This window comes from Rhizobium sp. CG5, from assembly GCF_023701945.1.
Classification (GTDB): domain Bacteria; phylum Pseudomonadota; class Alphaproteobacteria; order Rhizobiales; family Rhizobiaceae; genus Allorhizobium.
In genome coordinates this window covers 183,790-207,025 of the sequence record NZ_JABAEF010000001.1, presented here as the reverse complement: position 1 = coordinate 207,025, position 23,236 = coordinate 183,790, and the positions used below count along the sequence as shown (strand labels likewise).

At 63.3% G+C, this 23,236-nt stretch carries 21 protein-coding genes; 9 read left to right on the top strand and 12 right to left on the bottom strand.

What is annotated here, in order from left to right; translation table 11 throughout:
* Positions 1-89: 89 nt before the first annotated feature.
* From HGO38_RS00915 to HGO38_RS00895, 5 genes are all read right to left on the bottom strand, one after another.
* Positions 90-1,499, bottom strand: coding sequence for an FAD-binding oxidoreductase (locus HGO38_RS00915; protein ID WP_250954043.1), 1,410 nt, complete (start codon positions 1,497-1,499; stop codon positions 90-92).
* A gap of 155 nt (positions 1,500-1,654) precedes the next feature.
* Positions 1,655-2,338, bottom strand: a complete 684-nt coding sequence (locus HGO38_RS00910; RefSeq protein ID WP_250954042.1) for a class I SAM-dependent methyltransferase — start codon at positions 2,336-2,338, stop codon at positions 1,655-1,657.
* A gap of 2 nt (positions 2,339-2,340) precedes the next feature.
* Positions 2,341-3,081: a dienelactone hydrolase family protein gene (locus HGO38_RS00905; protein WP_250954041.1), complete on the bottom strand. Its 741-nt coding sequence runs from the start codon at positions 3,079-3,081 to the stop codon at positions 2,341-2,343.
* Positions 3,082-3,112: 31 nt separating this feature from the next.
* Positions 3,113-6,274, bottom strand: a complete 3,162-nt coding sequence (locus HGO38_RS00900; protein WP_250954040.1) for an efflux RND transporter permease subunit — start codon at positions 6,272-6,274, stop codon at positions 3,113-3,115.
* On the bottom strand, positions 6,274-7,461 hold the full coding sequence (locus HGO38_RS00895; protein WP_250954039.1) for an efflux RND transporter periplasmic adaptor subunit: 1,188 nt from the start codon (positions 7,459-7,461) through the stop codon (positions 6,274-6,276). The genes HGO38_RS00900 and HGO38_RS00895 overlap by 1 nt, the downstream gene beginning before the upstream one ends.
* Positions 7,462-7,717: 256 nt before the next feature.
* Here HGO38_RS00895 and HGO38_RS00890 point away from each other — a divergent pair, with 256 nt between their 5' ends.
* Both HGO38_RS00890 and HGO38_RS00885 read left to right on the top strand, forming a co-directional pair.
* On the top strand, positions 7,718-10,198 hold the full coding sequence (locus HGO38_RS00890) for an ATP-dependent helicase (RefSeq protein WP_250954038.1): 2,481 nt from the start codon (positions 7,718-7,720) through the stop codon (positions 10,196-10,198).
* Between the two features lie 289 nt (positions 10,199-10,487).
* A complete protein-coding gene (locus HGO38_RS00885; protein ID WP_250954037.1) occupies positions 10,488-10,670 on the top strand; it encodes a DUF559 domain-containing protein in 183 nt (60 codons plus the stop codon).
* A gap of 6 nt (positions 10,671-10,676) precedes the next feature.
* Here HGO38_RS00885 and HGO38_RS00880 read toward each other — a convergent pair whose 3' ends face one another.
* Together HGO38_RS00880 and HGO38_RS00875 are read right to left on the bottom strand one after the other, a co-directional pair.
* Positions 10,677-10,958 carry a DUF6074 family protein gene (locus HGO38_RS00880; protein WP_250954036.1) on the bottom strand — a complete coding sequence of 94 codons (282 nt, stop codon included), beginning with the start codon at positions 10,956-10,958 and terminating at the stop codon, positions 10,677-10,679.
* Positions 10,959-11,134: 176 nt separating this feature from the next.
* A complete protein-coding gene (locus tag HGO38_RS00875) occupies positions 11,135-13,483 on the bottom strand; it encodes a glucose/quinate/shikimate family membrane-bound PQQ-dependent dehydrogenase (protein WP_250954035.1) in 2,349 nt (782 codons plus the stop codon).
* Between the two features lie 233 nt (positions 13,484-13,716).
* On the opposite strand from HGO38_RS00875, the gene pncA reads away from it, so the two are divergent.
* From pncA to panB, 3 genes are all read left to right on the top strand, one after another.
* The gene (pncA, locus tag HGO38_RS00870; protein ID WP_250954034.1) at positions 13,717-14,343 is read left to right on the top strand and encodes a bifunctional nicotinamidase/pyrazinamidase; all 627 of its coding nucleotides are present in this window, start codon (positions 13,717-13,719) and stop codon (positions 14,341-14,343) included.
* 85 nt (positions 14,344-14,428) lie between these two features.
* Entirely contained in the window at positions 14,429-15,301 is an 873-nt protein-coding gene (panC, locus tag HGO38_RS00865) for a pantoate--beta-alanine ligase (RefSeq protein ID WP_250954033.1), read from the top strand.
* 1 nt (position 15,302) lies between these two features.
* Positions 15,303-16,121 carry a 3-methyl-2-oxobutanoate hydroxymethyltransferase gene (panB, locus tag HGO38_RS00860; protein WP_250954032.1) on the top strand — a complete coding sequence of 273 codons (819 nt, stop codon included), beginning with the start codon at positions 15,303-15,305 and terminating at the stop codon, positions 16,119-16,121.
* Between the two features lie 11 nt (positions 16,122-16,132).
* Here the strand turns inward: panB and HGO38_RS00855 are convergent, their stop codons facing one another.
* Positions 16,133-16,390, bottom strand: coding sequence for a DUF2164 domain-containing protein (locus HGO38_RS00855; protein WP_250954031.1), 258 nt, complete (start codon positions 16,388-16,390; stop codon positions 16,133-16,135).
* A gap of 150 nt (positions 16,391-16,540) precedes the next feature.
* Between HGO38_RS00855 and HGO38_RS00850 the strand changes: the two genes are divergently transcribed.
* Positions 16,541-17,269: an AzlC family ABC transporter permease gene (locus HGO38_RS00850; protein WP_250954030.1), complete on the top strand. Its 729-nt coding sequence runs from the start codon at positions 16,541-16,543 to the stop codon at positions 17,267-17,269.
* Positions 17,266-17,577: an AzlD family protein gene (locus tag HGO38_RS00845; protein ID WP_250954029.1), complete on the top strand. Its 312-nt coding sequence runs from the start codon at positions 17,266-17,268 to the stop codon at positions 17,575-17,577. Before HGO38_RS00850 ends, HGO38_RS00845 begins: the two co-directional genes overlap by 4 nt.
* Here HGO38_RS00845 and HGO38_RS00840 read toward each other — a convergent pair.
* Positions 17,567-19,402, bottom strand: coding sequence for an aminopeptidase P family protein (locus HGO38_RS00840; protein WP_250954028.1), 1,836 nt, complete (start codon positions 19,400-19,402; stop codon positions 17,567-17,569). The genes HGO38_RS00845 and HGO38_RS00840 overlap by 11 nt on opposite strands.
* A 342-nt stretch (positions 19,403-19,744) precedes the next feature.
* On the opposite strand from HGO38_RS00840, the gene HGO38_RS00835 reads away from it, so the two are divergent.
* A complete protein-coding gene (locus HGO38_RS00835) occupies positions 19,745-19,918 on the top strand; it encodes a hypothetical protein (protein WP_250954027.1) in 174 nt (57 codons plus the stop codon).
* A 248-nt stretch (positions 19,919-20,166) separates the two neighbouring features.
* Here HGO38_RS00835 and HGO38_RS00830 read toward each other — a convergent pair whose 3' ends face one another.
* The 3 genes from HGO38_RS00830 to HGO38_RS00820 form a co-directional block, all read right to left on the bottom strand.
* The gene (locus tag HGO38_RS00830) at positions 20,167-21,039 is read right to left on the bottom strand and encodes a 50S ribosomal protein L11 methyltransferase (RefSeq protein ID WP_250954026.1); all 873 of its coding nucleotides are present in this window, start codon (positions 21,037-21,039) and stop codon (positions 20,167-20,169) included.
* 132 nt (positions 21,040-21,171) lie between these two features.
* Complete coding sequence (locus HGO38_RS00825; protein ID WP_250954025.1) at positions 21,172-21,771, bottom strand: SCO family protein; 600 nt, start codon at positions 21,769-21,771, stop codon at positions 21,172-21,174.
* A 178-nt stretch (positions 21,772-21,949) separates the two neighbouring features.
* A complete protein-coding gene (locus HGO38_RS00820) occupies positions 21,950-22,108 on the bottom strand; it encodes a hypothetical protein (RefSeq protein ID WP_250954024.1) in 159 nt (52 codons plus the stop codon).
* A 140-nt stretch (positions 22,109-22,248) separates the two neighbouring features.
* Between HGO38_RS00820 and HGO38_RS00815 the strand changes: the two genes are divergently transcribed.
* Entirely contained in the window at positions 22,249-23,037 is a 789-nt protein-coding gene (locus tag HGO38_RS00815) for a DUF2189 domain-containing protein (protein WP_250954023.1), read from the top strand.
* Positions 23,038-23,236 lie beyond the last annotated feature (199 nt).

Sequence of the window (23,236 nt, the reverse complement as noted above, 5' to 3'; positions counted from 1 at the left end):
ACCGTCCGAGCACCTGTGCTCACTCCGTTCGTTCTCTCAAGGGTTGGGCAACCCTATCTGCTGCGTTGCGAAGGCGCAAACGCCCATTGCTATAATCGGAAGATCTTGCCCGGATTGAAGAGATTGTCCGGATCGAGCCCGCGCTTGATCTGCCGCATGACATCGAGTGCCGAACCCATTTCCTGCTCGAGGAAACTCATCTTGCCCTGCCCCACCCCATGCTCGCCGGTGCAGGTTCCGTCCATGGCCAGCGCCCGCGAATTGAGGCGGGACACGAATCCCTCGGCCCGCGCCACATCCTTAGGGTTATGGGCGTCGAACAGCACCAGAACGTGAAAATTGCCGTCGCCGGCATGACCGACGATCGGCGCCAGCAGGCCGGTCTCGCGAATGTCGGCCTGGGTTTCGGCCACGCAATCGGCAAGCCTCGAGATCGGCACGCAGACATCGGTCGACAGGCCGGTCAGGCTCGGATCGAGTGCCATGCCTGCCCAATAGGCATTGTGCCGCGCCTTCCAGAGCTGGCTACGCTCCTCCGCATTGGCCGTATAGAGGAATTCGTCGGCGCCGAACTCGGCGGCAATCTCCTTGAACTGCTCGGCCTGCAGGGCGACGGTCGCCTCCGTGCCGTGGAATTCGAGAAACAGCGTCGGCTTTTCGGCATAGGAGAGTTTTGAATAGGCATTGCAGGCCCGCATCTGCATCTCGTCAAGCAATTCGATCCGGGCGACCGGGATGCCCATCTGGATCGTGGTGATCACCGCATCGCAGGCCGCCTTCAGGCTCGGAAACCCGCAGACGCCGCCGCCGATCTTTTCCGGAATGCCCTGCAGCTTGAGGGTGACCGAGGTGATGACGCCAAGCGTGCCTTCCGCGCCGATGAACAGCCGCGTCAGGTCGTAGCCGGCCGAGGTCTTCTTGGCCCGGTGCGCCGTGCGGATTTCCTCGCCATTGGCCGTGACCACCGTCAGCGCCAGCACATTGTCCTTCATGGTGCCGTAGCGCACCGCATTGGTGCCGGACGCCCGCGTCGAGGCCATGCCGCCGATCGACGCATTGGCGCCGGGATCGATGGGAAAGAACAGGCCGGTATCGCGCAGATGGGTGTTCAGCTCCTCCCGCGTGATACCCGGCTCCACGGTGCAGTCGAGATCCTCGGCGTTCACCGAAAGAACCCGGTTCATGCGACTGAAATCGATGGAGATTCCGCCAGAAGACGCATTGATCTGCCCCTCCAGCGAGGTGCCCGTGCCGAACGGGATCATCGGCACCTTATGGGCCGCACAGGTCTTGACGACTGCCGTCACGTCCTCGACGTTTTCGACGAAGACGACACCATCGGGAAGCTGGGCCGGCAGATAGGTGGTGGTATGGGCATGCTGCTCGCGGAACGACTGGCCGGTCTGGAACCGCTCGCCGAAGGACTGCTTCAGCAGCCCGAGCACGGTGGCGATCCCCGCCTCGTTGCGAACCCCTGCGACAACGTCCTTCAATGCCATGGAACGGCCCTCTTATATTGCCGCGCCGGATGCGGGGCATGCTTAGCAAAGTTCGGGCAGGTATGGGCCAAGTCCGTCCTGCTTGTCCAGTGGTCAAAGCATCTGCTGTGACAACGATATGCAGTGCCCCGCACACGCCGTCGCCAATCCGCCGGTCAGACCCAGCGAGAGACCCTGCCGGTCGCCGACGCCGTTCCGGGCGGATCGCCGACGTCGGCGACCGGATACTCGACCACATCAAGCAGATGCACCCGCGGCAACGGTTTTCGACCGGGATCGCCGACCAGCACGGGGATACCCCTCGACACAGCCGATGCCAGGACCACCGATACCGTGTCCGCCAGGTCTTTGTCGTAGAACAGATCGCCGACCAGGATCATATCCACGCCGGCCAGCGCCACATCGGCCACGTCGCCCTGCAAAAATCGGGCGCCGACACCATTGGCATCCGCGTTCAGCCGCGCCGCCGAAATGGCCCAGGCATCGATATCGATCCCGGTGACCGAAGCAGCGCCCATCAGGGCCGCGGCAATCGCCACCAGCCCGCCGCCGGTGCCGAGATCCAGCACATGGCGCCCCGCGACCGCGTCCGGCCGTTCGGCCATATAGCGCGCCAGTGCCAGGCCGCCGGCCCAGGGATGCGCCCAATAGGGCGCTACCGAGCCGACCAGCTTCGACAACCCGCTGGAGGGCCCAGCCCGGTAGAGCTTAAGATCGCAAAGGCCGGTGCCGGCAAGCCCCGGCGGTGGCTGCAAGGTCAGCCGGTCGCGGATCAAGGCTGCACGCCTGGCCTCGCCGTCCGGTCCATCGGGGAGCAACAGGCTGGTCGCCTCGCGCACGGTCAGGGCTTCAGTGTCTCGGCAAACAGGGTCAGCAGCCGCTGCCAATGACGTTCGGACGCGCGCTCGTCGTAAACGCTGTGATCCGGAATGCACCAGCCATGAGCCGCGCCGACATAGTTCTCCAGCGTGAAATCCACCTCGGCGCGCCGGAAAGCCTCAACGAAACGGGTCGATTGCTCCGGCGGAAACGAACCGTCGATGCCCGCCGTTCCGACATAGACCCGCGCCTGGATATCGCCGGCTCTGAGATGTGGGCTGTCGGACGCTTCGCTGGCGAGGTTTCCGCCGTGAAAACTTGCGGCCGCGACGATCCGCTCGGGATAGGCGGTCGCTGCCGTCAGCGCTCTGGCGCCGCCCATGCAATAGCCCACGACGCCGATCGGCCCCGTGGCGCCGGCCGCCGCCAGCGCCGCGATGAAGAAACCCGTATCGGCCTCGGTCATCGCCTGGCTTGTGGCGCCGATCATGCCGCGCAGCTGGCGCGCCGTCTCCTCATGCTTGAACGCCGTCGCCGCCTCGAAAGGACCGTAAGCGCCGAGGCGATAATAGAGATCGGGCACCAGTACGGCATAACCTTCCGCCGCCATGCGCTCGGCCATGCCATAGAGCGCCGGCCGCGGCCCAAAGGCATCCATGTAGAGAACAATGCCCGGCACGCTGCCGGACATCACCGGCGGAAGGGCCAGAAAGCCCTTGGCCACGCCCTCGGCCATCACGATATCGATCGTCGCTGTGGTCAACTCTGCCATCTCCTTGCCCGTGTCTTCCCGGTCACTCGGCCGCAATCGGCAGCGTATCCTGTTCCTTGGCAGGCGTGCGCGATGCCAGCGCCAGCTCCTTGTGGAACCGCTGCTCTTCATCGGCATGCGGCTTGGCGAAGCGGGCGATCAACAGATAGGCGACCGGCGTGATGTAGAGCGTCACAAGGGTCGCAAGACCGAGGCCGCCGACGATCACCCAGCCGAGCGCGATACGGGCCTCGGCGCCTGCCCCTACGGCCATCACCAGTGGCACGCCGCCGATCACGGTGGCGATCATCGTCATCATCACCGGCCGCAGCCGAAGCTTGCAGGCCGTCTCGATGGCCGAGCGCACGTCATCACCGCGGTCGCGCAGCTGATTGGCGAATTCGACGATCAGGATGCCGTTCTTGGCCATGACCCCAACCAAAAGCACCAGGCCGATCTGGCTGTAGACGTTGAGGCTCGAGCCGGTCAAAACCAGGGCGAATACCGCACAGGCAAGCCCCAGCGGCACGGTCGACATGATGATCAGCGACGAGAGTACACTCTCGAACTGAGCCGCCAGTACCAGGAAAATGATGGCAATGGCAAAGCCGAAGGTCAAAAGCATGCCGCTTGAGTTTTCGGCAAGCGTTGCAGCCTCGGCGAGCGGCATCAGCCGCGCGCCGGGCGGCAGCAACGGCTGGGCCAGCGCCGTCACCGCCTCTACCGCCTGACCGAGGGACACACCCTCCTTCAGGCCGGCGGAGAAGGAGACCGAAGCCATCTGCTGCTCGCGGTTGAGTTCGGGCGCAACGGCCCTTTCCTCCAGGCTGGCAATGGTGGAGACCGGCACGATCCGGCCATCGCCGGCTTTCAGGAAGATGTTCTCAAGATCGGTCGGATCGTCGACCGGACGGGTCGTCGACGTCAGTTTCACCGGGATGGCCTCGCCGTTGACGAAAACGTCAACCACTGAGCGCCCCTCCAGCAGCGACTGCAGCGCTGTGCCCAGGCCATCGATATCGATGCCGAGATCGGACGCGCGCTCGCGGCTGACCGTCAGGGAAATCTGCGCCTGGCTCGGTTCGGTTTGCAGGCGCGGCGTATCGAACAGGCCTGTGGTGCCCATCTGCTGCACCAGCTTGATGGCTGCCTGGGTCAGTTCGGCATGATCGTTGCCGATGATGGCCATCTGCAGGCCATTGCCGGCGCCGCGAATACGCAGGCTGTTCTGCTGGACCGCAAACCCGCGCAGTCCCGGCACTTTGGCAGCCGCCGCGTTGACATCGGCGACGATGTCGTTCTGCGTGCGCTCGCGCTCGGCCCACGGTGCCAGCGTCAGCACCATGAAGCCGCTGTTCGAGGAGCCGCCCTGTCCGGAGATGGAGAAGATATTGCGGATTTCGCCGCTGTCGCGCAACGGCTGCAGATTTTCCTCGACCCGCAACAGTTGATCCTGGGTGTAGTTGAGGCTGACCCCCTGCGGCGCTGTCAGCCGCATCATCACCATCGCCCGGTCTTCCTGCGGCGTCAGTTCGTTCGGCACCAGAAGGAAGGCGCCATAGGCCGCCACGGAAAACACGATGGAGAAGGCGATGACCACCATCGGCGCATTAAAGCAGGACTGCAATGTCCGCGCATAGAACCCGGCAAAGGCCTTGCCGAACGAGTCGAGGACCCCATGCTTTTCCGCCATCGGCCGCGTCAGCATGCGCGATGCCAGCATCGGGCAGAGCGTCAGCGCCGTCACAGACGACAGGGCGACGGCAAAGGCCAGCACGAAGCCGAACTCGCGGAACAGTCCGCCAAGCTGTCCCGGCAGGAAGGACAGCGGAATGAACACGGCAGCCAGCGTCGCGGTCGTCGCGATGACGGCGAAAAACACTTCCTGGGTGCCGAGCACGGCCGCGGCCCGCGGCCCCATGCCTTCGGTGCGGCGCCGGACGATATTTTCCAGAACGACGATGGCGTCGTCCACCACAAGCCCCGTCGCCAGAACGATGGCCAGCAGCGTCAGGATATTGATGGAAAAGCCGACGAGATAGATGGCGATCAGGGTGCCGATCAGTGCCACCGGCATGGTCAGTGCCGGAATCAGCGTGGCACGCCAGTCGCGCAGGAACAGGTAGATGACCACGACGACGATGAAGGCCGACAGCGACAACGCGATCTCCACCTCGTGCAGAGCGCCCTGGATGAACACGGCATCATTGCTGGTAATGGCGATCTTTGTGCCTTCCGGCAGGGTTTTCGACAGCTCGGCAACGGCCGCCTCGACGCCCGCCGAGATGTTCAAGGTATTGGACTGCGCCTGGCGGATAATGCCAAGGCCGACGCCCTGCACGCCGTTCGAGCGCAGCGCCGTGGTGCCGTCATCGGCACCGAGCATGACGGTTGCCACGTCGCGCAGCCGCACCCGGTTGCCGCCGATCAGGATATTTTCGAAATCCTCAGGGGTCGACAGGTTGGCCGTGGCCCGCACGACAATGTCCTGCGTCGCCGATTCCAGCGATCCCGCCGGCACGTCGAAGGCTGCCGTTTCCAGCGCGTCGGACAGATCGGCAATGGTCAGGCCGCGGCTGGCCAGCGCCGACTGGTCGACATCGACGCGGAATACCTTTTCCTGGTCGCCGTAGAGCTCCACGTCGGCAACGCCGTCAACGGCCGCAAGCCGATCGGAAATCTCGTTGTCGACCAGCAGCGTCAGGTCTTCCATGCTGAGCGTCGAGGAAGTGGCGGCCAGCCGCATGATCGGCTGCGAATCGGAATCGGCCTTGACGATGCGCGGCTCGTCGGCTTCGTCCGGCAACTGGTCAGTGATCCGGCCAAGCGCGTCGCGTACATCGTTGGCGGCAACGGCAAGATCGGCGGTATCGTTGAACTCCAGCGTCACGCGGCTGGAGCCGAACTGCGACGAGGACGAGATCGATTTCAGACCGCTGACGCGGGCCACCGCCCCTTCGATGATTTCGGTCAGTTCCTGGTCGATGGTCTGGGCCGACGCGCCGTCATAGGTGGTTCTCACCGTGATCACCGGCTGGTCGACATCCGGCAGTTCGCGCACTTCCACGCCGAACAACGCGGCAAGGCCCGCCACCACCAGCAAGGTGTTCAGAACGGCGGCAAAGATCGGTCGTCGCACGAACATTGCGGTAAAGCTATTCGCGCCGCTACCGCTGCCGCCGGGATTGTGGGGTTCAACGCTCATCAGCTTGCCACCTTAGCCGTCTCGACCGCACCGACAATGCGCACGGTGCCCCCTTCGCGAACCCGCTGCAGGCCTTCGATCGCAACGGCATCGCCTTCGTTCAGCTTGGCATCGACCAGAACCGAATCCGGATTGCGCTGGATGATGCGCACCCTGGTTTTCGTCGATTTGTCGTCGCGGATTTGCCAGACGAACGAGCCTTCCGAATCCCACTGGATGGCCAGCGGATCGACCGACGGATAGGTCTCGCCAGGAAAGGCCATGGTCACACCGAACGACATGCCGGCCCGCAATTCGTCGTCGGTATTGGGAATGCGGGCGCGGATGCGGATGGTGCGGCTGGCCTCGTCGAGGCGGTTGTCGATCGCTTCGACCGCGCCGGAGAACACCCGGCCCGGCCGGGCAACCGAACTGGCCTCGACCGGCATGCCGGGCTTGACGGCGATCGCAAAGCGCTCAGGCGCCCAGAAATCGACCAGCAGTTCGGACCGGTTGTCGATCGACACCACGCTGGTCGACGTCGTCGCATTGTCGCCGATATTGACCGCAACGATGCCGACGATGCCGTCGATCGGCGCGACGATCGAGCGGCGCTTGAGGCTCAGTTGGGCATTGGTCAGGTCAAGCTGCGCCGTTTCGAAGGCGATCTGCGCATCGAGCACTTCAAGGCGGGAAAAGCTCGCCAGGTTTTTATAGGAGGCGGATTTTTCGGTCGCGCTGCGCAGCAGAACCTCGGCCTGATCGCGCAGGATCACCTGCTCGTCATCGTCAAGCCGCGCCAGGACCTGCCCCTTGGTCACTCGCTGCCCGGATGCCACGAGGATCTCGTTGATCGTGCCGGTCGCCTGCGGCATGACGGTCACCGACTGGATGGCCTCGCCATTGCCGATCGCATTCAGCCGGTCGTTGACGATGCCGTTGACCACCGGCTTGGTGGCCACCAGCGTCGCCTGCGGAGCGCCGCGGCGGGACTGTCCGCCATTGGCAGCACCTGCGGCCGGTGCCGACGCCGTGCCGCCTGCCGGGCCGGGCTCCGCCGATGGCGACGGACCGAGCATCGCCACCACACTGTCCGGCAGCCCGAGCCGCGCCAATGTATTGGCGGCCCCCGGTACCAAGATGGCCCATCCGATGAGACAAACAACCAGCAATATTGCACTGATCAGACACTGTTTCCAAAGCTGCATTCAAGTCTCCAGATCGGGCATGGATTGGCTTGTGCCAAGTATCCTTTGTTGCAGGCGCTCACGCAATGCCGCATCGCCTTCGTTACGGAATTGTAATATCACTGGATTTTCACGCTTTCGTGAACTCCAGGCCCACTGGGCGCGGCGCGAAGCGTGATGCGATGTTTCCACGCATTTGGCGCGAAGGAAAGCCCGCAGGAATGAAACCAGAACATCTTTTCTGGCCTTTCAGATCCGAATCACTACATTGAGCCCCATGAGCAACGGTTTCGACGACATACCCTTTTTCGATGAAGAGCCCGCCCCGCGCAAGGCGCCCGGCGGCCCGGCATCGGCTGCCCCTGAAACCGGCACTGCTGGTCCGTCTGGCATCGCCGCCCGCGCCATGGCCGCCCGCGACCAGAACCGCACCCCGGACTATCTGAGCGGCCTCAATCCGGAACAGCGCGCCGCCGTCGAAGCGCTCGACGGTCCCGTCCTGGTTCTGGCCGGCGCCGGCACCGGCAAGACGCGGGTGCTGACCACCCGCATCGCCCATATTCTCGCCTCCGGCCGCGCCTTTCCGAGCCAGATCCTGGCCGTGACCTTCACCAACAAGGCGGCCCGCGAGATGAAGGAGCGCATCGGCCACCTGGTCGGCGGCGCCGTCGAGGGCATGCCCTGGCTCGGCACATTTCACTCGATCGGCGTGAAAATCCTGCGCCGCCATGCCGAACTGGTCGGCCTGCGCTCCGATTTTAGCATTCTCGATACCGATGACGTGATCCGGCTGATCAAGCAGCTGATCCAGGCCGAGGGCCTGGACGACAAGCGCTGGCCGGCAAAACAGTTTGCCGGCATGATCGACGGCTGGAAGAACAAGGGCCTCGACCCCGCCCAGATCCCCGAAGGCGACGCCCGCGCCTTTGCCAATGGCAAGGGCCGCGAACTCTATGCCGCCTATCAGGCCCGCCTGAAGACGCTGAACGCCTGCGATTTCGGCGATCTGCTGCTGCACCCGATCCGCATGTTCCGCGCCAATCCCGATATCCTGCGCGATTACCACGGCCGCTTCCGCTACATCCTGGTCGACGAGTACCAGGACACCAACACCGCCCAATATATGTGGCTGCGGCTTCTGGCCCAGCGGCCGAAGGATGTGCCGCAGAATGTCTGCTGCGTCGGCGACGACGACCAGTCGATCTACGGCTGGCGTGGCGCGGAAGTGGACAATATCCTGCGCTTCGAGAAGGATTTTCCCGGCGCCAAGGTCATCAAGCTGGAGCGCAACTATCGCTCCACCGAGCATATTCTCGGTGCCGCCGGCCATCTGATTGCCCATAACGAGGGCCGGCTCGGCAAGACGCTGTTCACCGACCGCCGCGACCCGGACGACGAGAAGGTCGTGGTGCATGCCGCCTGGGATTCGGAGGAGGAAGCCCGCGCCGTCGGCGAGGAAATCGAGCAGCTGCAGCGCAAGGAGCATCGCCTGAACGACATGGCGATCCTGGTGCGCGCCTCGTTCCAGATGCGCGAATTCGAAGACCGCTTCGTGACGCTCGGCCTCAACTACCGCGTCATCGGCGGTCCGCGCTTCTACGAGCGTCTCGAGATCCGCGATGCCATGGCCTATTTCCGCATGGTCTGCCAGCCGGCCGACGATCTGGCCTTCGAGCGCATCGTCAACACGCCGAAGCGTGGCCTCGGCGACACCACGATCCGCAACCTGCACGACTATGCACGCGCCCGTGACATTCCCATGCTGGCCGCTGCCGGCGACATCATCGAGACCGACGAGCTGAAGCCGAAGGCCCGCAAGGCGCTGTTCGACGTCGTCACCGATTTCCGCCGCTGGCAGTCGCTCTTGGAAAACACGCCCCATACCGAGCTTGCCGAGCAGATCCTCGACGACAGCGGCTATACCGCCATGTGGCAGAACGACAAGAGCGCCGAGGCGCCCGGCCGGCTGGAAAACCTCAAAGAGCTGGTGCGCTCGATGGAGGCTTTCGAGAGCCTGCGCGGCTTTTTGGAGCATGTCTCGCTGGTCATGGATACCGAGCAGAATGCCGAAATGGACGCCGTGTCGATCATGACGCTGCACTCGGCCAAGGGCCTGGAATTCGAAACCGTGTTCCTGCCCGGCTGGGAAGAAGGCCTGTTTCCGCATCAGCGCGCGCTCGACGAAGGCGGCCGCTCGGGGCTGGAGGAAGAACGCCGCCTCGCCTATGTCGGCCTGACCCGCGCCAAGCGCCGCTGCCACATCTGGTTCGTCTCCAACCGCCGCATCCATGGCCTGTGGCAATCCACCCTGCCCTCACGCTTTCTGGACGAACTGCCGGCCACCCATGTCGATGTCGCCCAGTCAGAACAGTCCTATGGCGGCTACGGGCGTGGCGGTTACGGCCAGTCGCGCTTCGACAAGGCCGAGCCCTTTGCCAATAGCTATTCGACGCCGGGCTGGAAGCGCGCCCAGGCCAACAAAACCGACGCCACTCGCGACAACTGGGGCAACCGCTCCGGCCATGCGGTCGAGCGCGTCGGCTACGGCGAAAGCGGCCCGCGCGCCAAAACCATCGACGGCGAGCTGATCGCCAAATCCACCAGCACCGAACCCTCGAAATTCACCCTCGGCGACCGCGTCTTCCACATGAAATTCGGCAACGGCAACGTGGTCGGCATCGAAGGCAACAAGCTGACAATCGATTTTGACCGGGCGGGGCAGAAACGCGTGCTGGATGGGTTTGTGGAGCGGGTGTGAGGGGACGGTCCGCACGCGGACGCGCACTGGATACCCCCCTCTGTCACTTCGTGACATCTCCCCCTCAAGGGGGGAGATCACCGCTTCCACATAGCACCCACTTTAAAGGCTAACGGAATATCCAACGCCCACGGGACGGGCAATGGATCGCCACGACCGATCTCCCCCCTTGAGGGGGAGATGCCCGGCAGGGCAGAGGGGGGTAACCTCAGCCTCCCCTTAATTTCCGGAGCTGTTATAATCCCGAAAACATGACTGAATTTGCGCCACAACCGCGGACAGTCTTGCCATGCCGCATTTCGGCGCATCCCATAGTCATGATCACGAAATCGACAGAGACCGCGACAGGGATCAACGGCTTCGTGCTTTGGGATGGAACATTGTCCCTATCACCAACAAAGACGTCCTGTATAATCTGGATGCAGTCTGCACGCATATATTGAGGTCGATCGGCTTTGATCTGTCGAGGTGACTGCACCTACCCCCGCGCCACGCCGCCCTCGCCGTGCAACCGCATGAGCTCAAACTGCACCGCTTCCTGGAAATCCATGATTTCGGCGCGCATGGTGGCTTCGGGGCAGCCGAGCGACAAGAGTTCGGCGCCGAGTGCCCGGCAGGTGGTGCGCCAGAACTGGACGGCATCGGGGCCGTGGCATTGGTCGAGCTTTTCAGCGGAGGTGCGCACCAGATCGCGGCGGCTGGCCAGGGGGAAGAAGGCAATCTTCCCGGCGGCCGGGCTGGCGAACTCAGATACTGTCATGCGAACCATCCTCACGTTACGGCACCTTTTTTAAGTCGGCCATGGTTAACGTTTGGTTTCGGCCCGCGCGTTCCACGGTCTTTTCCGTTCGGTCGGCGATTTTACCCATAAAAAAACCTCCGGGCATTGGCGCCCGGAGGGTTCGGCTCCTCGTAGTCAAAGACGATGCGTTCCGATCATTCGTTCGGCAGCGTATAGGCGATGACATAATCGCCCGGCTTGGTGCCGACCGAGCCATGGCCACCGGCCACCATCACCACATATTGCTTGCCGCCGTCGAGCGCATAGGTCATCGGCGTGGCCTGGCCGCCGGCCGGCAGACGGGCCCTCCACAGCTCCCGGCCGGTCGTCAGGTCATAGGCGCGCAGATAGTCGTCGACCGCCGCACCGAGGAAGGCAACGCCACCCCTAGTGATCATCGGTCCGCCGATGCCCGGAACGCCGACCTTGAAGGGCAGCGGCAGCGGCGTCATGTCGCGTACGGTGCCGTTCTTGTGCTTGTAGGCGATCTCGCCGGTACGCAGGTCCGCGCCGGTGACATAGCCCCAGGGCGGCGCCTGGCAGGGAATGCCGATCGGCGACAGGAACGGCCCCATGTAGACGCCATAAGGGGCGCCATCATTGCGGTTCAGGCCCTGTTCGCTGCCCTTCTCGTCGTCGCCCTTCGGCGGAACCTGGTCGCGCGGCACCAGCCTGGAGGTGAAGGCCAGATAGGTCGGCATGCCGAACATCACCTGGCGTTCGGGATCGACGGCCACGGAACCCCAGTTGAACGTGCCGAAATTGCCGGGATAGATCAGCGATCCTTCCAGCGACGGCGGCGTATAGCGGCCCTCATATTTCAGCTTGTGGAAATCGATACGGCACAGCATCTGGTCGAACAGGCTGACGCCCCACATGTTCTTCTCGGTCAGTGGCGGCGGCGAGTAGGTGAGGTCCGAAATCGGCTGGGTCGGCGACGTGAAATCGCCGTCGACAGCACCACTCGGTGCCGGGATTTCCTTGACCGGGATGATCGGCTCGCCGGTCCGACGATCGAGCACATAGATGTCGCCCTGCTTGGTGGGACCCACCAGCGCCGGCACCGGTGTCCCGTCTTTGCCGGTAATGTCGAGCAGAACAGGCTGGGCCGGTACGTCCATGTCCCAGAGGTCGTGATGCACGGTCTGGCGCACCCAGCGGTCCTGGCCGGTACGCATGTCGAGCGCCACGATCGACGAGGAGTATTTCTCGACATTGTCCGAACGGCCAATGCCGATCTGGTCTGGCACCTGGTTGCCGAGCGGCACATAGATGAGGCCCAATTGCTCGTCGACCGAGAACACCGACCAGCTGTTGGGCGAATTGGTGGTGTAGGTCTCACCTTCTGGCAGCGGCGCGGTCTGGGTCGGATTGCCCGAATCCCAGTTCCACACCAGCGCGCCGGTATTGACATCGAAGGCGCGGATGACGCCCGACTGTTCCTGGGTCGAATAGTTGTCGTTGACCGCACCACCGACGATGATCTTGCCATCGGCGATCACAGGCGGCGAGGTCGAGTAATAGTAGCCGGCCGGATTGTATTTCATGCCGGTTTCCAGATGCAGCACACCCTTGTCGGCAAAGCTTTCGCAGACCGTGCCATTGGCGGCATCGAGCGCGATCAGGCGCGCGTCCGAGGTCGGAAGAAAGACCCGCTCGGCGCAGGCCTGGCCGGGCGCGATGGCCGGATCGGCATAATAGGTCACACCGCGGCAGGTCTGATGCTGGCGATCGGCATTCATGCCGGCATTGGCATCATATTTCCACTTTTCCTTGCCGGTCGCCGCGTCAAGCGCGATCGCCCAATTGTGCGGCGTGCAGAGATAAAGCGAATTGCCGACTTTGAGCGGCGTCACCTGATAGGTGGTCTCGTTCACGTCCTCCGGCCGTTTCACATCGCCGGTCTGATAGGTCCAGGCGACATCGAGCTTGGCGACGTTTTCGGTGGTGATCTGCGTCAGCGGCGAATAACGTTGGCCATAGGGCGTGCGACCGTACTGATGCCAATCGCCGTCGGGAACCTGTCCGCCATAGCTCGGCGCCACCGTCGAGGCCGCCTCGGTCGGCAGGCTGCCGGCCAGGTCATGCGGATCGGTGGCCATCGAATATCCGGCAACGCCGATGGCGATGACCACCGGAATGGCCACCGGCCAGGGGCTCGCACCGTAGCGAAAGCCTTCAAGACTGGTATAACCGAGCGGCCGGCGCACCCAGGGCGTCAGCAGCCACAGACCGGCCAGCACCACAATGCCGCCGCGCGGACCGAGCTGCCACCAGTCGAAGCCGACTTCCCACACCGCCCAGGCCAGCGTGCCGAGCACGAAGACTCCGTAGAGCCAGAGGGCCAGCGGCTTGCGCCGGAAGAGGAGAATGGCGGTCGCAACGAAGGCGAGGCCGGCGATGAGGTAATACACGCTGCCACCAAGGGCCACGAGTTCACCGCCTCCGGTGCCAAGGGCAATGCCGATGGCGCCGAAGACGACGGCGGTCAGGAAGAGGACCATTTTGATATCCCGAAATTGTTTAAGTAAAAAGGCGGGCGCTGTCGGCCCGCCTGATGTGGAGGCCCCAACAAGGGGCCTAACGCCGCCATTTTAGTTTTGTTCCATCACAATCCCGAGGAACGCGGCATTCTGTCAAAGCGGTCCGGATCGGCCTCGTCCTGCGCTTTCAAGGGCTTGATCCGCGTCGCTGCGCTTGCCATTCTGTGGGTAGCGCAAGATGAAGGAAATGCGATATGACCAAGGCACTGCTGCTGATCGATATCCAGAACGGTTTCTGCCCCGGCGGCAATCTGCCGGTCGCCGAAGGCGACGAGATCGTGCCGATCGCCAATGCGCTGATGGCAAGCGGGCGTTACGACCTGGTCATCGCCTCGCAGGACTGGCATCCCGCCGATCACGGCAGCTTTGCCTCCCAGCATCCCGGCAAGTCACCGTTCGACATGGGTGAACTCTCCGGCAAGCCGCAGATGTTGTGGCCGGACCATTGCGTGCAGGGCACCGGCGATGCGGAATTCCACGGCAGTCTCGACACGGCAAGGATTGATTTCGTGCAGCAGAAGGGCCAGAACCCCGCCGTCGACAGCTATTCCGCCTTCCGCGACAACGACCAGGCGGCCCTCACCGGTCTTGCCGACTATGTCAGGTCGAAAGGCGTCACCGAACTCGACCTCTGTGGCCTGGCCACCGACTATTGCGTCAAGTTCTCGGCCCTGGATGCCGTCGACATGTTGCCTGGCGTCACCGTGCGGTTCATCGAGGACGCCTCACGCGGCATCGATCCGGCCGGCGTTGCGGCGGCAATCGAAGAAATGCAGGCGAGAGGCATCGAGATCGTCACCAGCGAGGCACTGCTTGCCTGAATGCCCCCTTATCGATCCGCCGATTGATTTCCCCGGCCATCCGCGCTAGGTCAGCCCCGCCATTGGGGGAGCGGAGGAGCCGGATATGGAAACCATCACCACCATTGCAGATCTGCGCGCAAGGCTGGCGCCGGCCCGCCGCAGCGGCCGGTCGATCGGCTTCGTGCCGACCATGGGCTATCTGCATCAGGGACACATGCAGCTGGTCGCCCGCGCCAGGGCCGATCATGCCGTGACGGTCGTGTCGATCTTCGTCAATCCGCTGCAGTTCGGCGCCCATGAGGACCTGGCGAAATATCCCCGCGACCTCGCCCGCGACAGCGCCATGCTTCAGGCCGCCGGCGTCGAGTTCCTGTTTGCGCCCGGCGTCGAGGATATGTATCCGCAGCCGATGCAGACGGTCGTCGATGTGCCGACGCTCGGATCCGAGCTGGAAGGTGCGGCCCGCCCCGGCCATTTTGCCGGCGTCGCCACCGTGGTCACAAAACTGTTCAACATCGTCCAGCCGGATGCCGCCTATTTCGGCGAGAAGGATTACCAGCAGGTGGCGATCATCCGCCGCATGGTGGAGGACCTCGCCCAGCCGGTGCGCGTCGTGCCGGTTGAAACCGTGCGCGAGGCCGACGGTCTCGCCTGCTCGTCGCGCAATGTCTATCTGTCACCGAGCGAGCGATCCGCCGCCGTCATCGTGCCGCAGGCTTTGGCCGAAGCCGAGCGGCTTTATGCCCACGGCCTGCGCGATCCCAACACGCTTGAGACCGCCATTACCGACTTCATCCGCCGCGAACCGCTGGCCGATCCGGAGGTTGTCGCCGTCCGGGATCCGCAGACCTTGGCCGAGATCGACACCCTCGCCGCTCCCTTCCTCTTGCTTGTCTTCGTGCGCATCGGCACGACAAGACTGCTCGACAACCGCGTCATCGGCGCATCCGCCCAAACCGGCATGGAGGCCGCCTGACATGAGCACACCCCCGAGCCAGAAGCGCCTGACGCCGAGCAATATCTCTGCCATGAAAGGCCGGCGGCCGATCGTCTCGCTGACCGCCTATACGACGCCGATCGCCCGGCTGCTCGATCCCCATTGCGACCTGCTGCTGGTCGGTGACAGCCTCGGCATGGTGATCTATGGCCTGGAGACAACCGTCGGCGTGACGATGGAGATGATGATCGCCCATGGCCAGGCGGTGATGCGCGGCGCAAACCACGCCTGCGTCATCGTCGACCTGCCCTTCGGGGCCTATCAGGAATCCAGGGAACAGGCCTTCCGCAATGCCGCCCGCATCCTGAAAGAAACCGGCTGCGACGGCGTCAAGCTGGAAGGCGGCGAGGAAATGGCCGAGACGGTGGCCTTCCTGACCAGCCGCGGCGTGCCGGTGTTCGGCCATATCGGCCTGATGCCGCAGCAGGTCAATGCCAGCGGCTATCGCTCCAAGGGCCATAACGATCAGGAAGCCGACAAGATCCGCCGCGATGCCAGAGCTATCGATGAGGCCGGCGCCTTTGCCATGGTGATCGAGGGCACGGTCGAGCCGCTCGCCCGCGACATCACCGGCACGGTCCGGGCGCCGACCATCGGCATTGGCGCCTCCCCGGCCTGCGACGGCCAGATCCTGGTCTCCGACGACATGCTCGGCCTGTTCAACGAATTCCGCCCGCGTTTCGTCAAGCATTATGCCGAACTGGCGCCGACCATTTCCGCCGCGGTTGAGGCCTATGCCAGCGAAGTCAAGGCGAGAACGTTTCCCGGCCCCGAACACACGTTCCAGATCAAGCGATAGGGCCGATCCAATCAGCCGGAGGAAGCGCCGGTCGGTCGCTCGAGCTGGTAGATGGCATCGTTGATGAGCTCGATCTGGTCCGTGAAGACCGACTGGGCGTCGTAAAGACCGCGATTGTAGAAATGGCCGCCGATCTGTCCGGCCACGAATTCCATGACGGATTCGGCCTCGAACCCGCCCATCTCCAGCTCGAATTCCTGCAGGAAGTACTCCTGGATCCGTTGAACGATGGCGGCCTGGTCTTCCCTGGAAAAATCAAGATTGGGCATGGGCCGGATCCTTTTGTGCAAGAGATCTATCGGTAATTCGGTCAGACTACGATGACGCTTAAGCCAAATCAATTGATCCATCAGCCCTATTCGTTTGTTCTCCAATGGTGTCCTTGGTAGGAGCTGAAAGAAAAGGATACGATTTTCCCGATGAAGGCAGATTTTCTGGAAGGCATGCGCGGCAGCCTGCCTGTGCTGGTCTCGACCGTACCGTTTGCCGCCCTGTTCGGCGCCATCGCGGTCGGCAATCATCTGACCGTCGCCGAGGCGACCTTGATGAGCGCCACCGTCTTTGCCGGTGCCAGCCAATTGGTCGGCATCGAGCTGTTCGGTCACCACGTGCCCGCCTGGCTGATCGTGCTGTCGGTCTTTGCGGTCAATTTCCGCCATGTGCTCTATTCGGCAGCGATTGCCCCCTTCGTCGGCCATTTCACCGGCCCGCAGAAGGCCCTTGCCCTGTTTCTCCTGACTGATCCGCAATTTGCCCAGACGCTTGCCCGCGGCGAGCGGGACACCCCGGTGTCGTTTGTCTGGTACCTGGGATTTGCCACGACGCTCTATGTGCCCTGGGTGTCGATGACGGCGGTGGGGGCCGCCTTCGGCAGCCTGATCGGCGACCCCGCGGCCTGGGGCATCGACGTTCTCCTGCCGATCTATTTCATGGGCCTGGTGCTTGGCTTCCGCCGGCGCGACAATTTCTTGGCGGTCGTCGTCGTCAGTGCAGCGGCCTCCGTCCTGGCCTACCGCTATGTCGGCTCCCCCTGGCATGTCAGCCTCGGCGCACTGGCCGGCGTGATCGTCGCCGCACTGCTGCCGCCGCGCAAGCCCGATCCTAAGGCTGCCGACGGCCTGGCACAGCATGGCGGAGCCGCCGAATGAGCGAATTTTTCACCCCGCAGATGGTGCTGCTGATCCTGATGAGCGCTGCCGCCACCTATGTGACCCGCATCGCCGGCTACCTGCTGATCTCGCGCCTCAATGCCATGCCGCCCCGCCTTGAGGCGGCCCTCAACGCCGTTCCGGCCGCGGTGCTGACGACCCTGGTCGCGCCGGCCTTCTTTGCCGGCGGGACGGATGTCAAGCTGGCCATGACGGCCGCCCTTCTGGTGGGCCTGCGCCTCTCGGCCATTCCAATGCTGATCATCGGCTGGATCGTCGTTCTGGCCGCCCGGTATTTTATCGGCTGAACGGTTCCGTCGCCAGCTCAAGCCAGTCGCGGATCTTCGGATCGTGGATCAAAGGCATCAACTCGTCGCGCGTGCGCTGGTGATAAGCGTCCAGCCAGTGCAGCTCTTCGCGCGTCAGCATCTCGGTCGTGACAAGATATTTGTCGATCGGCACGAAGGTCAGCGTCTCGAAGCTGAGCATCGGCAGATCGCCGCCCTCGACCGCTTCCGCCTCGCGCACATAGACGAGGTTCTCGATGCGGATGCCGAAGGCGCCGGGGCGATAATAGCCGGGCTCGTTGGAAAGGATCATGCCGGGCAGCAGTTCCTGCGTCGACAGCCGCGAGATGCGCTGCGGCCCTTCGTGCACGGAGAGGAACGAGCCGACGCCATGGCCGGTGCCATGGGCGAAATCGGCGCCGGCCTTCCACAGCGCGATGCGCGCCAGCGGATCGAGATCGCAGCCGCGCGACCCCTTTGGAAAACGCGCCGTGCTGATGGCGATCATGCCCTTCAGCACCAGCGTGAAGAAGCGCTTCTGTTCCTCGGGAACCGCGCCGATCGCCACCGTGCGGGTGATGTCGGTAGTGCCGTTGACATATTGCCCGCCGGAATCGATCAGGAACATCTCGCCGGAGCGGATCGGCCGGTCGCTCGCCGTCGTCACCCGGTAATGCATGATCGCGGCATGCTCGCCCGCGCCCGAAATCGTATCGAAGGAAATGTCGCGCAACGGGTTCTGCATGCGCTCGCCCACCTGCCGGCGCGCGGCTTCGAGAGCCTTCGTGGCGCCGATCTCCGTGACATTGCCCGGATGGTTCTGCTCCAGCCAATAGAGAAACTCGACCATGGCCACGCCATCCTGCAGATGGGCGGCAGCCGATCCATTGAGCTCGACCGTGTTTTTCACCGCCCGCGGGATCTTGGCCGGATCATGGGCTTCGACGATCGTGCCACCATGGGCGCGGATCAGCTCGCAGAGCGCAAAGGGCGCCAGATCGGGATCCACCAAAATGCGCCCCCCCTGCCCGGCGAGTGCCGCAAGCCGCTCGGTCAACTCGCTGGGCGGGCGCTGCACGCAGAGCTGGCCAAGGTAGGCCTCGACCTCGATACCGGTCTTGCGCTTGTCGAGAAACAGATCGGCGCTGCCATCCGCATAGAGTATGGCGCGGGCCAGCGGATGCGGGGTGTGCGGCACGTCGCTGCCGCGGATGTTGAAGATCCAGGCGATCGAGGAGGGATCGGTGACCAGCACGGCCGCATGGCCTTTGTCGGTCAGCTCGCTGCAGATCCTGGCGATCTTGTCCTTGGCCAGCACGCCGGCATAGCTGTCGGTCTGGATCGCAACCGCACCCAGCGGTTCGGCGGGACGGTTGTCCCAGATGGCATCCAGCGGGTTTTCCGAGACAAACACCAGCGAACCGTCCAGCCCCGCCAGCGCCTTTTCCAGCCTTCTGACCTCGGCGCTGGTATGCAGCCACGGATCGATGCCAAGGCGAAAGCCCTTCACGGCATGCGCCGAAAGCCAGAGATGCGGCGGTTCGCCGACCAGATCGCCGCCGCTAAACACGGCGCCATCGACCTGTTCGGCCAACTGCGTCACATAACGGCCATCGACAAAGACCACGGCCTGGGTCGCGGTCACCAGCACCTGCCCCGCCGATCCGGTAAAGCCGGTGAGCCAGGCCAGCCGCTCGGCCGAGGCCGGCACATATTCGCCCTGATACTCGTCGGCGCGCGGCACCAGGAACCCGTCGATGCCCAGCGCCTCGAAACGCGTCCGCAGCGCCTCCACCCGTTGTTTTCCGAACTGCGGCGTGGAGGTGACGTCAAAGGATTGGAACATGGAATCGGCCTGCCTGAAGAAATGAAAACGATTGGCGCGGATGCTATACCAGCGGTCAGGAGAATCCACCCCCGGCCCATGTGAAAGCAACCGCGTGTTCGCCAAGTCCCCCGCAAGCCAGAACCTCGGCCCCACACCCTTGCTGCGTCGCAGCAGGAAGATCCTCAGTGCAGCTGCCCAGATTTTGCGCAACTTCGAGCGATTTTCCCGGATTTTGAACGCGCCTATGCACTGAATGCATAACACCCATGAGGCAAACCCTCTGCCTGAACCGGTCGGAAGCGCCTATATTCTCCTCATCGAACGGCGGCCAGATGGCTTCCGAACCAAAGGACAAAGACAATGGCAAACTCCTTCTTCCGTGATGCATACCAGCGCGTGGTAGCGGCACGCGAACGTCAGGCGAGCCGTTACGTGAACGGCGCCCTCCTGAACCTCGACGACGAAACGTTGAAGGGCATGGGCACAAGCCGCGAAGAACTGCGCCGCAAGGGTGCAAACAACTACGTATTCTGATCAAGACCCGGTCCGGCACTCCTCCTCCCAGCTGGCCCGGCCTTTGGAATACGTAACCCGCTTGAGCGCTCTCCTCCTCCTCAAGCTCGCGGGATGATCAGCACAAACTGATCTGCAAGGCGGCATCCATGATGCCGCCTTTTGCATGTCCGCCGCTGGCCGGAAAAGTGCGGCCGATATGCGCATAATGCAATACTGCGATGCAACATGGATCGCTGGCATCGGCGATCCGGCCAAATAGCTTCGGCCTATCGCAGGTGGATCGTCACCCAGCCATTGCGCCAGATCGTCCTGACATGCTTGAGGCCCGCGCCATTGTAGGCGGCAATCACCTTCCAGCGCTGCGCCGCCAGAATGCCCGACAGGATCACCGAGCCGCCGACTGCCAGATGGGCGCTGAGCTGCGGCGCCATCTTCATCAGCGGCCGCGCCAGGATATTGGCGATGATCAGGTCGAACGGCCCGTGGCTGGCAAAAGCCGTGGAGTGGAAGCCCGGCGCGGTGCGAAAATCGATGCCGGAGGCGATGCCGTTGCGGCGGCCGTTTTCGCGCGCCACACGCACGGCGATCGGGTCGATATCCGTGGCCAGAACCGGCACGGGATGCAGCTTGCGCACGGCAATCGCCAGCACGCCGCTGCCGGTTCCCAGATCCAGCGCATTGGTGACCGGATAGGCCCGCATCACCTGATCGATCATCTCCAGGCAACCCGCCGTGGTGCCATGATGGCCGGTGCCGAACGCCTGGCCGGCATCGATCTCGATCGCCAGGTCATTGGCCCGCACCTTGTCGCGGTCGTGCGACCCGTGCACCAGGAACCGCCCGGCCCGGACCGGGCTCAGCCCTTCCAGGGATTTGGCGATCCAGTCGATATCGGGGATGACCTCCTTGTGGATAACCGCATCGGGAAAGCCGGGCTTCAGCGCCGCCGCCAGCCGTTCGCGGATGACATCCTCCTCGTCGGCCATCAGATAGATCGAGGCCTCCCAGACATCGTTCTTTTCGTCGATCTCGTTGGTGGCGATCGGATAATCCTCCTCGATGAAGGCGATCGTCATCAGGTCGAGAATTTCGCCGGCCTGCGTTTCTCCGGTGGTCACGTATAGGCGGATGTCGCTCAAGGCTCGGTCTTCCATTCTGGACGGGATGGGATGGCGCGCACCGTGGCGCGCCTCTGCGCTTCCGGTACAATGCCTGTGCGCGTCTGGCAACCGGCGACACAGTAGTCGCCAATCGGCGCTGGCGGTCGGCTCTTATCCCTTGAGCAGGTTCTTCAGCTTCTGTTCCGCCACATCGGGGTTTTCGCCATAGGCAATCGTGCCGACGAAGCGGCCGTCTGCATCCAGCAGGAAGACCGATGCCGTGTGATCCATCGTATAGTCGCCGTCGGGCTTGGTCTCGTCGAGCGGCACCTTCTTGGCGTAGACCCGGAAGCCCTTGATCACCTCGGCCACCTTGGATGGTTCGCCGGCAATGCCGATCACCCGGTCGGTGACATTGGCAATATAGGCGCCCAGCAGCGCCGGCGTATCGCGCTCGGGATCGACGGTGACGAAGAAGGCATGCAGGCGCGAGCCGTCCGGATCAATCTTGGTCAGCCAGTTGTTCAGTTCGAACAGCGTGGTCGGGCACACCTCGGGGCAATGGGTAAAGCCGAAGAACAGCGCGGTCGGCTTGCCGCGGAAGGCCTGCTCGGTGATCGGCTGTCCGGTCTGATCGGTCAGCGCGAAAGGCACGCCAAACGGCGCCTCGGCAATATCCTGTTTGGAGCGGGTGATTTCCAACGTCAGCCAGCCGAGAAGACCGGCGCAGGCCAGAACGGCCACCCAAAGTACGATGCGAAATGTCTTCATTGTCAGCAATCCTTGAGGCATGGGTCCGCACCGCTGCCAAAGCCACCGGTACAACCGCGTCGCTCGCTGATACTCCGGGCGCGGTGTGCATGCAAATTAACTGAACGTGAAAACGCAGGATTGCGCGCTTTTGTCTCGCCATCCGTCATGTGAGACAAGGCACTCGGGAGCATCCGTGCTAGAAGCAGAATGACAGGCCGCTTTCCGACAGGCTGATGACGATCTCCGCGCCATAGCGGATCCATCCGGCAAACGCCACGACGACCAGCGCTGCGCCAAGGAGCAGGCCCAGGGCAGTGACCAGAAAACGCGGCGCGAGGCTGTCGATCCGTTGCATCGTCGCAGGATATCGTTGATTGCTCTTCTGGCAAAGCGCAAATTTTGACGCCAAACCGTCACCGCTTGATGATCGTCAAGGATTGATCGGGGCCTTTGGCACTAGCGTCATCTCTTGCCGACAGGTCTTGGGAGGGACGGATGGACGATAAACTGGCGGGCACCGTCGCAGTGCCGAGACTGCATATCAATCCGCTGGGTTTGGCCGATGTCCGCGCCTCGCTTCTGGATGGATGGCGGGATTTCATGCGCTTTCCGCTGTTCGGCCTGTTCTTCGGCGGCATCTATGCCATCGGCGGCCTGTTCATCGTCGTGACCCTTGCCGTCTACCATCTTCCCTGGATGATCATTCCGGTGGCCATCGGCTTTCCGCTGATCGGACCGTTCGTTGCCGTCGGCCTCTACGAGATCAGCCGCCGCCACGGGGCCGGCTTGACCGTCACCTGGCGCGGCGTGCTGGCCGAGGTCTTTCGCCAACGGGAGCGGCAATTGTCCTGGATGGCCTTTGTCGTGCTGTTTGTGTTCTGGATCTGGGTCTACCAGGTCCGCCTGCTGCTGGCCCTCTTCCTCGGCTTCAAGATTCCCGCCTCGCTGGCCGCCTTTGTCACCGTGGTCACCACCACCCCCGAGGGCATTCTGTTCCTCGCCGTCGGCACGGTTGTCGGCGCCGTCGTCGCCACCCTGCTCTTCTCGCTGACGGTCATCGCAATTCCCCTGCTGCTCGATCACGACATCGATTTCATTACTGCCATGATCACCAGCCTGCGCACCGTGACCGAAAACCCTCTGGCCATGCTGAGCTTCGGCTTCGTCGTGGCGGCGGCAGCGATTCTGTCGATGATTCCGGCGTTTCTCGGCCTCTTCTTTGTCCTGCCGCCGCTGGGTCACGCCACCTGGCATCTCTACAAGCGCGCCATTGCTGTAAAATAGCAGCTTTTTGTTCCGCTATATTATCGACTGCGAATATTATTAGCGGAAGTTTAACCACTCTTTGAGATTCTCAATGGGCGAAGGCAATCCAACGATTGCAGTGACATGACGTCCGCCGAAGTCTCCAAGTCCCCCGGCACTCCGCATGCAAGTTTCAAAGACCGGCACGACAGACCGGCATCCGGGTGGATTCGAGGGG

Excerpts from the sequence above, each read along its gene's own strand:
- HGO38_RS00915 (WP_250954043.1), bottom strand. The coding sequence starts at position 1,499 with ATGGCATTGAAGGACGTTGTCGCAGGGGTTCGCAACGAGGCGGGGATC.
- HGO38_RS00900 (WP_250954040.1), bottom strand. The coding sequence starts at position 6,274 with ATGAGCGTTGAACCCCACAATCCCGGCGGCAGCGGTAGCGGCGCGAAT.
- HGO38_RS00895 (WP_250954039.1), bottom strand. The coding sequence starts at position 7,461 with ATGCAGCTTTGGAAACAGTGTCTGATCAGTGCAATATTGCTGGTTGTT.
- HGO38_RS00890 (WP_250954038.1), top strand. The coding sequence starts at position 7,718 with ATGAGCAACGGTTTCGACGACATACCCTTTTTCGATGAAGAGCCCGCC.
- HGO38_RS00885 (WP_250954037.1), top strand. The coding sequence starts at position 10,488 with ATGCCGCATTTCGGCGCATCCCATAGTCATGATCACGAAATCGACAGA.
- HGO38_RS00880 (WP_250954036.1), bottom strand. The coding sequence starts at position 10,958 with ATGACAGTATCTGAGTTCGCCAGCCCGGCCGCCGGGAAGATTGCCTTC.
- HGO38_RS00875 (WP_250954035.1), bottom strand. The coding sequence starts at position 13,483 with ATGGTCCTCTTCCTGACCGCCGTCGTCTTCGGCGCCATCGGCATTGCC.
- pncA (WP_250954034.1), top strand. The coding sequence starts at position 13,717 with ATGACCAAGGCACTGCTGCTGATCGATATCCAGAACGGTTTCTGCCCC.
- panC (WP_250954033.1), top strand. The coding sequence starts at position 14,429 with ATGGAAACCATCACCACCATTGCAGATCTGCGCGCAAGGCTGGCGCCG.
- panB (WP_250954032.1), top strand. The coding sequence starts at position 15,303 with ATGAGCACACCCCCGAGCCAGAAGCGCCTGACGCCGAGCAATATCTCT.
- HGO38_RS00855 (WP_250954031.1), bottom strand. The coding sequence starts at position 16,390 with ATGCCCAATCTTGATTTTTCCAGGGAAGACCAGGCCGCCATCGTTCAA.
- HGO38_RS00850 (WP_250954030.1), top strand. The coding sequence starts at position 16,541 with ATGAAGGCAGATTTTCTGGAAGGCATGCGCGGCAGCCTGCCTGTGCTG.
- HGO38_RS00845 (WP_250954029.1), top strand. The coding sequence starts at position 17,266 with ATGAGCGAATTTTTCACCCCGCAGATGGTGCTGCTGATCCTGATGAGC.
- HGO38_RS00840 (WP_250954028.1), bottom strand. The coding sequence starts at position 19,402 with ATGTTCCAATCCTTTGACGTCACCTCCACGCCGCAGTTCGGAAAACAA.
- HGO38_RS00835 (WP_250954027.1), top strand. The coding sequence starts at position 19,745 with ATGGCAAACTCCTTCTTCCGTGATGCATACCAGCGCGTGGTAGCGGCA.
- HGO38_RS00825 (WP_250954025.1), bottom strand. The coding sequence starts at position 21,771 with ATGAAGACATTTCGCATCGTACTTTGGGTGGCCGTTCTGGCCTGCGCC.
- HGO38_RS00820 (WP_250954024.1), bottom strand. The coding sequence starts at position 22,108 with ATGCAACGGATCGACAGCCTCGCGCCGCGTTTTCTGGTCACTGCCCTG.
- HGO38_RS00815 (WP_250954023.1), top strand. The coding sequence starts at position 22,249 with ATGGACGATAAACTGGCGGGCACCGTCGCAGTGCCGAGACTGCATATC.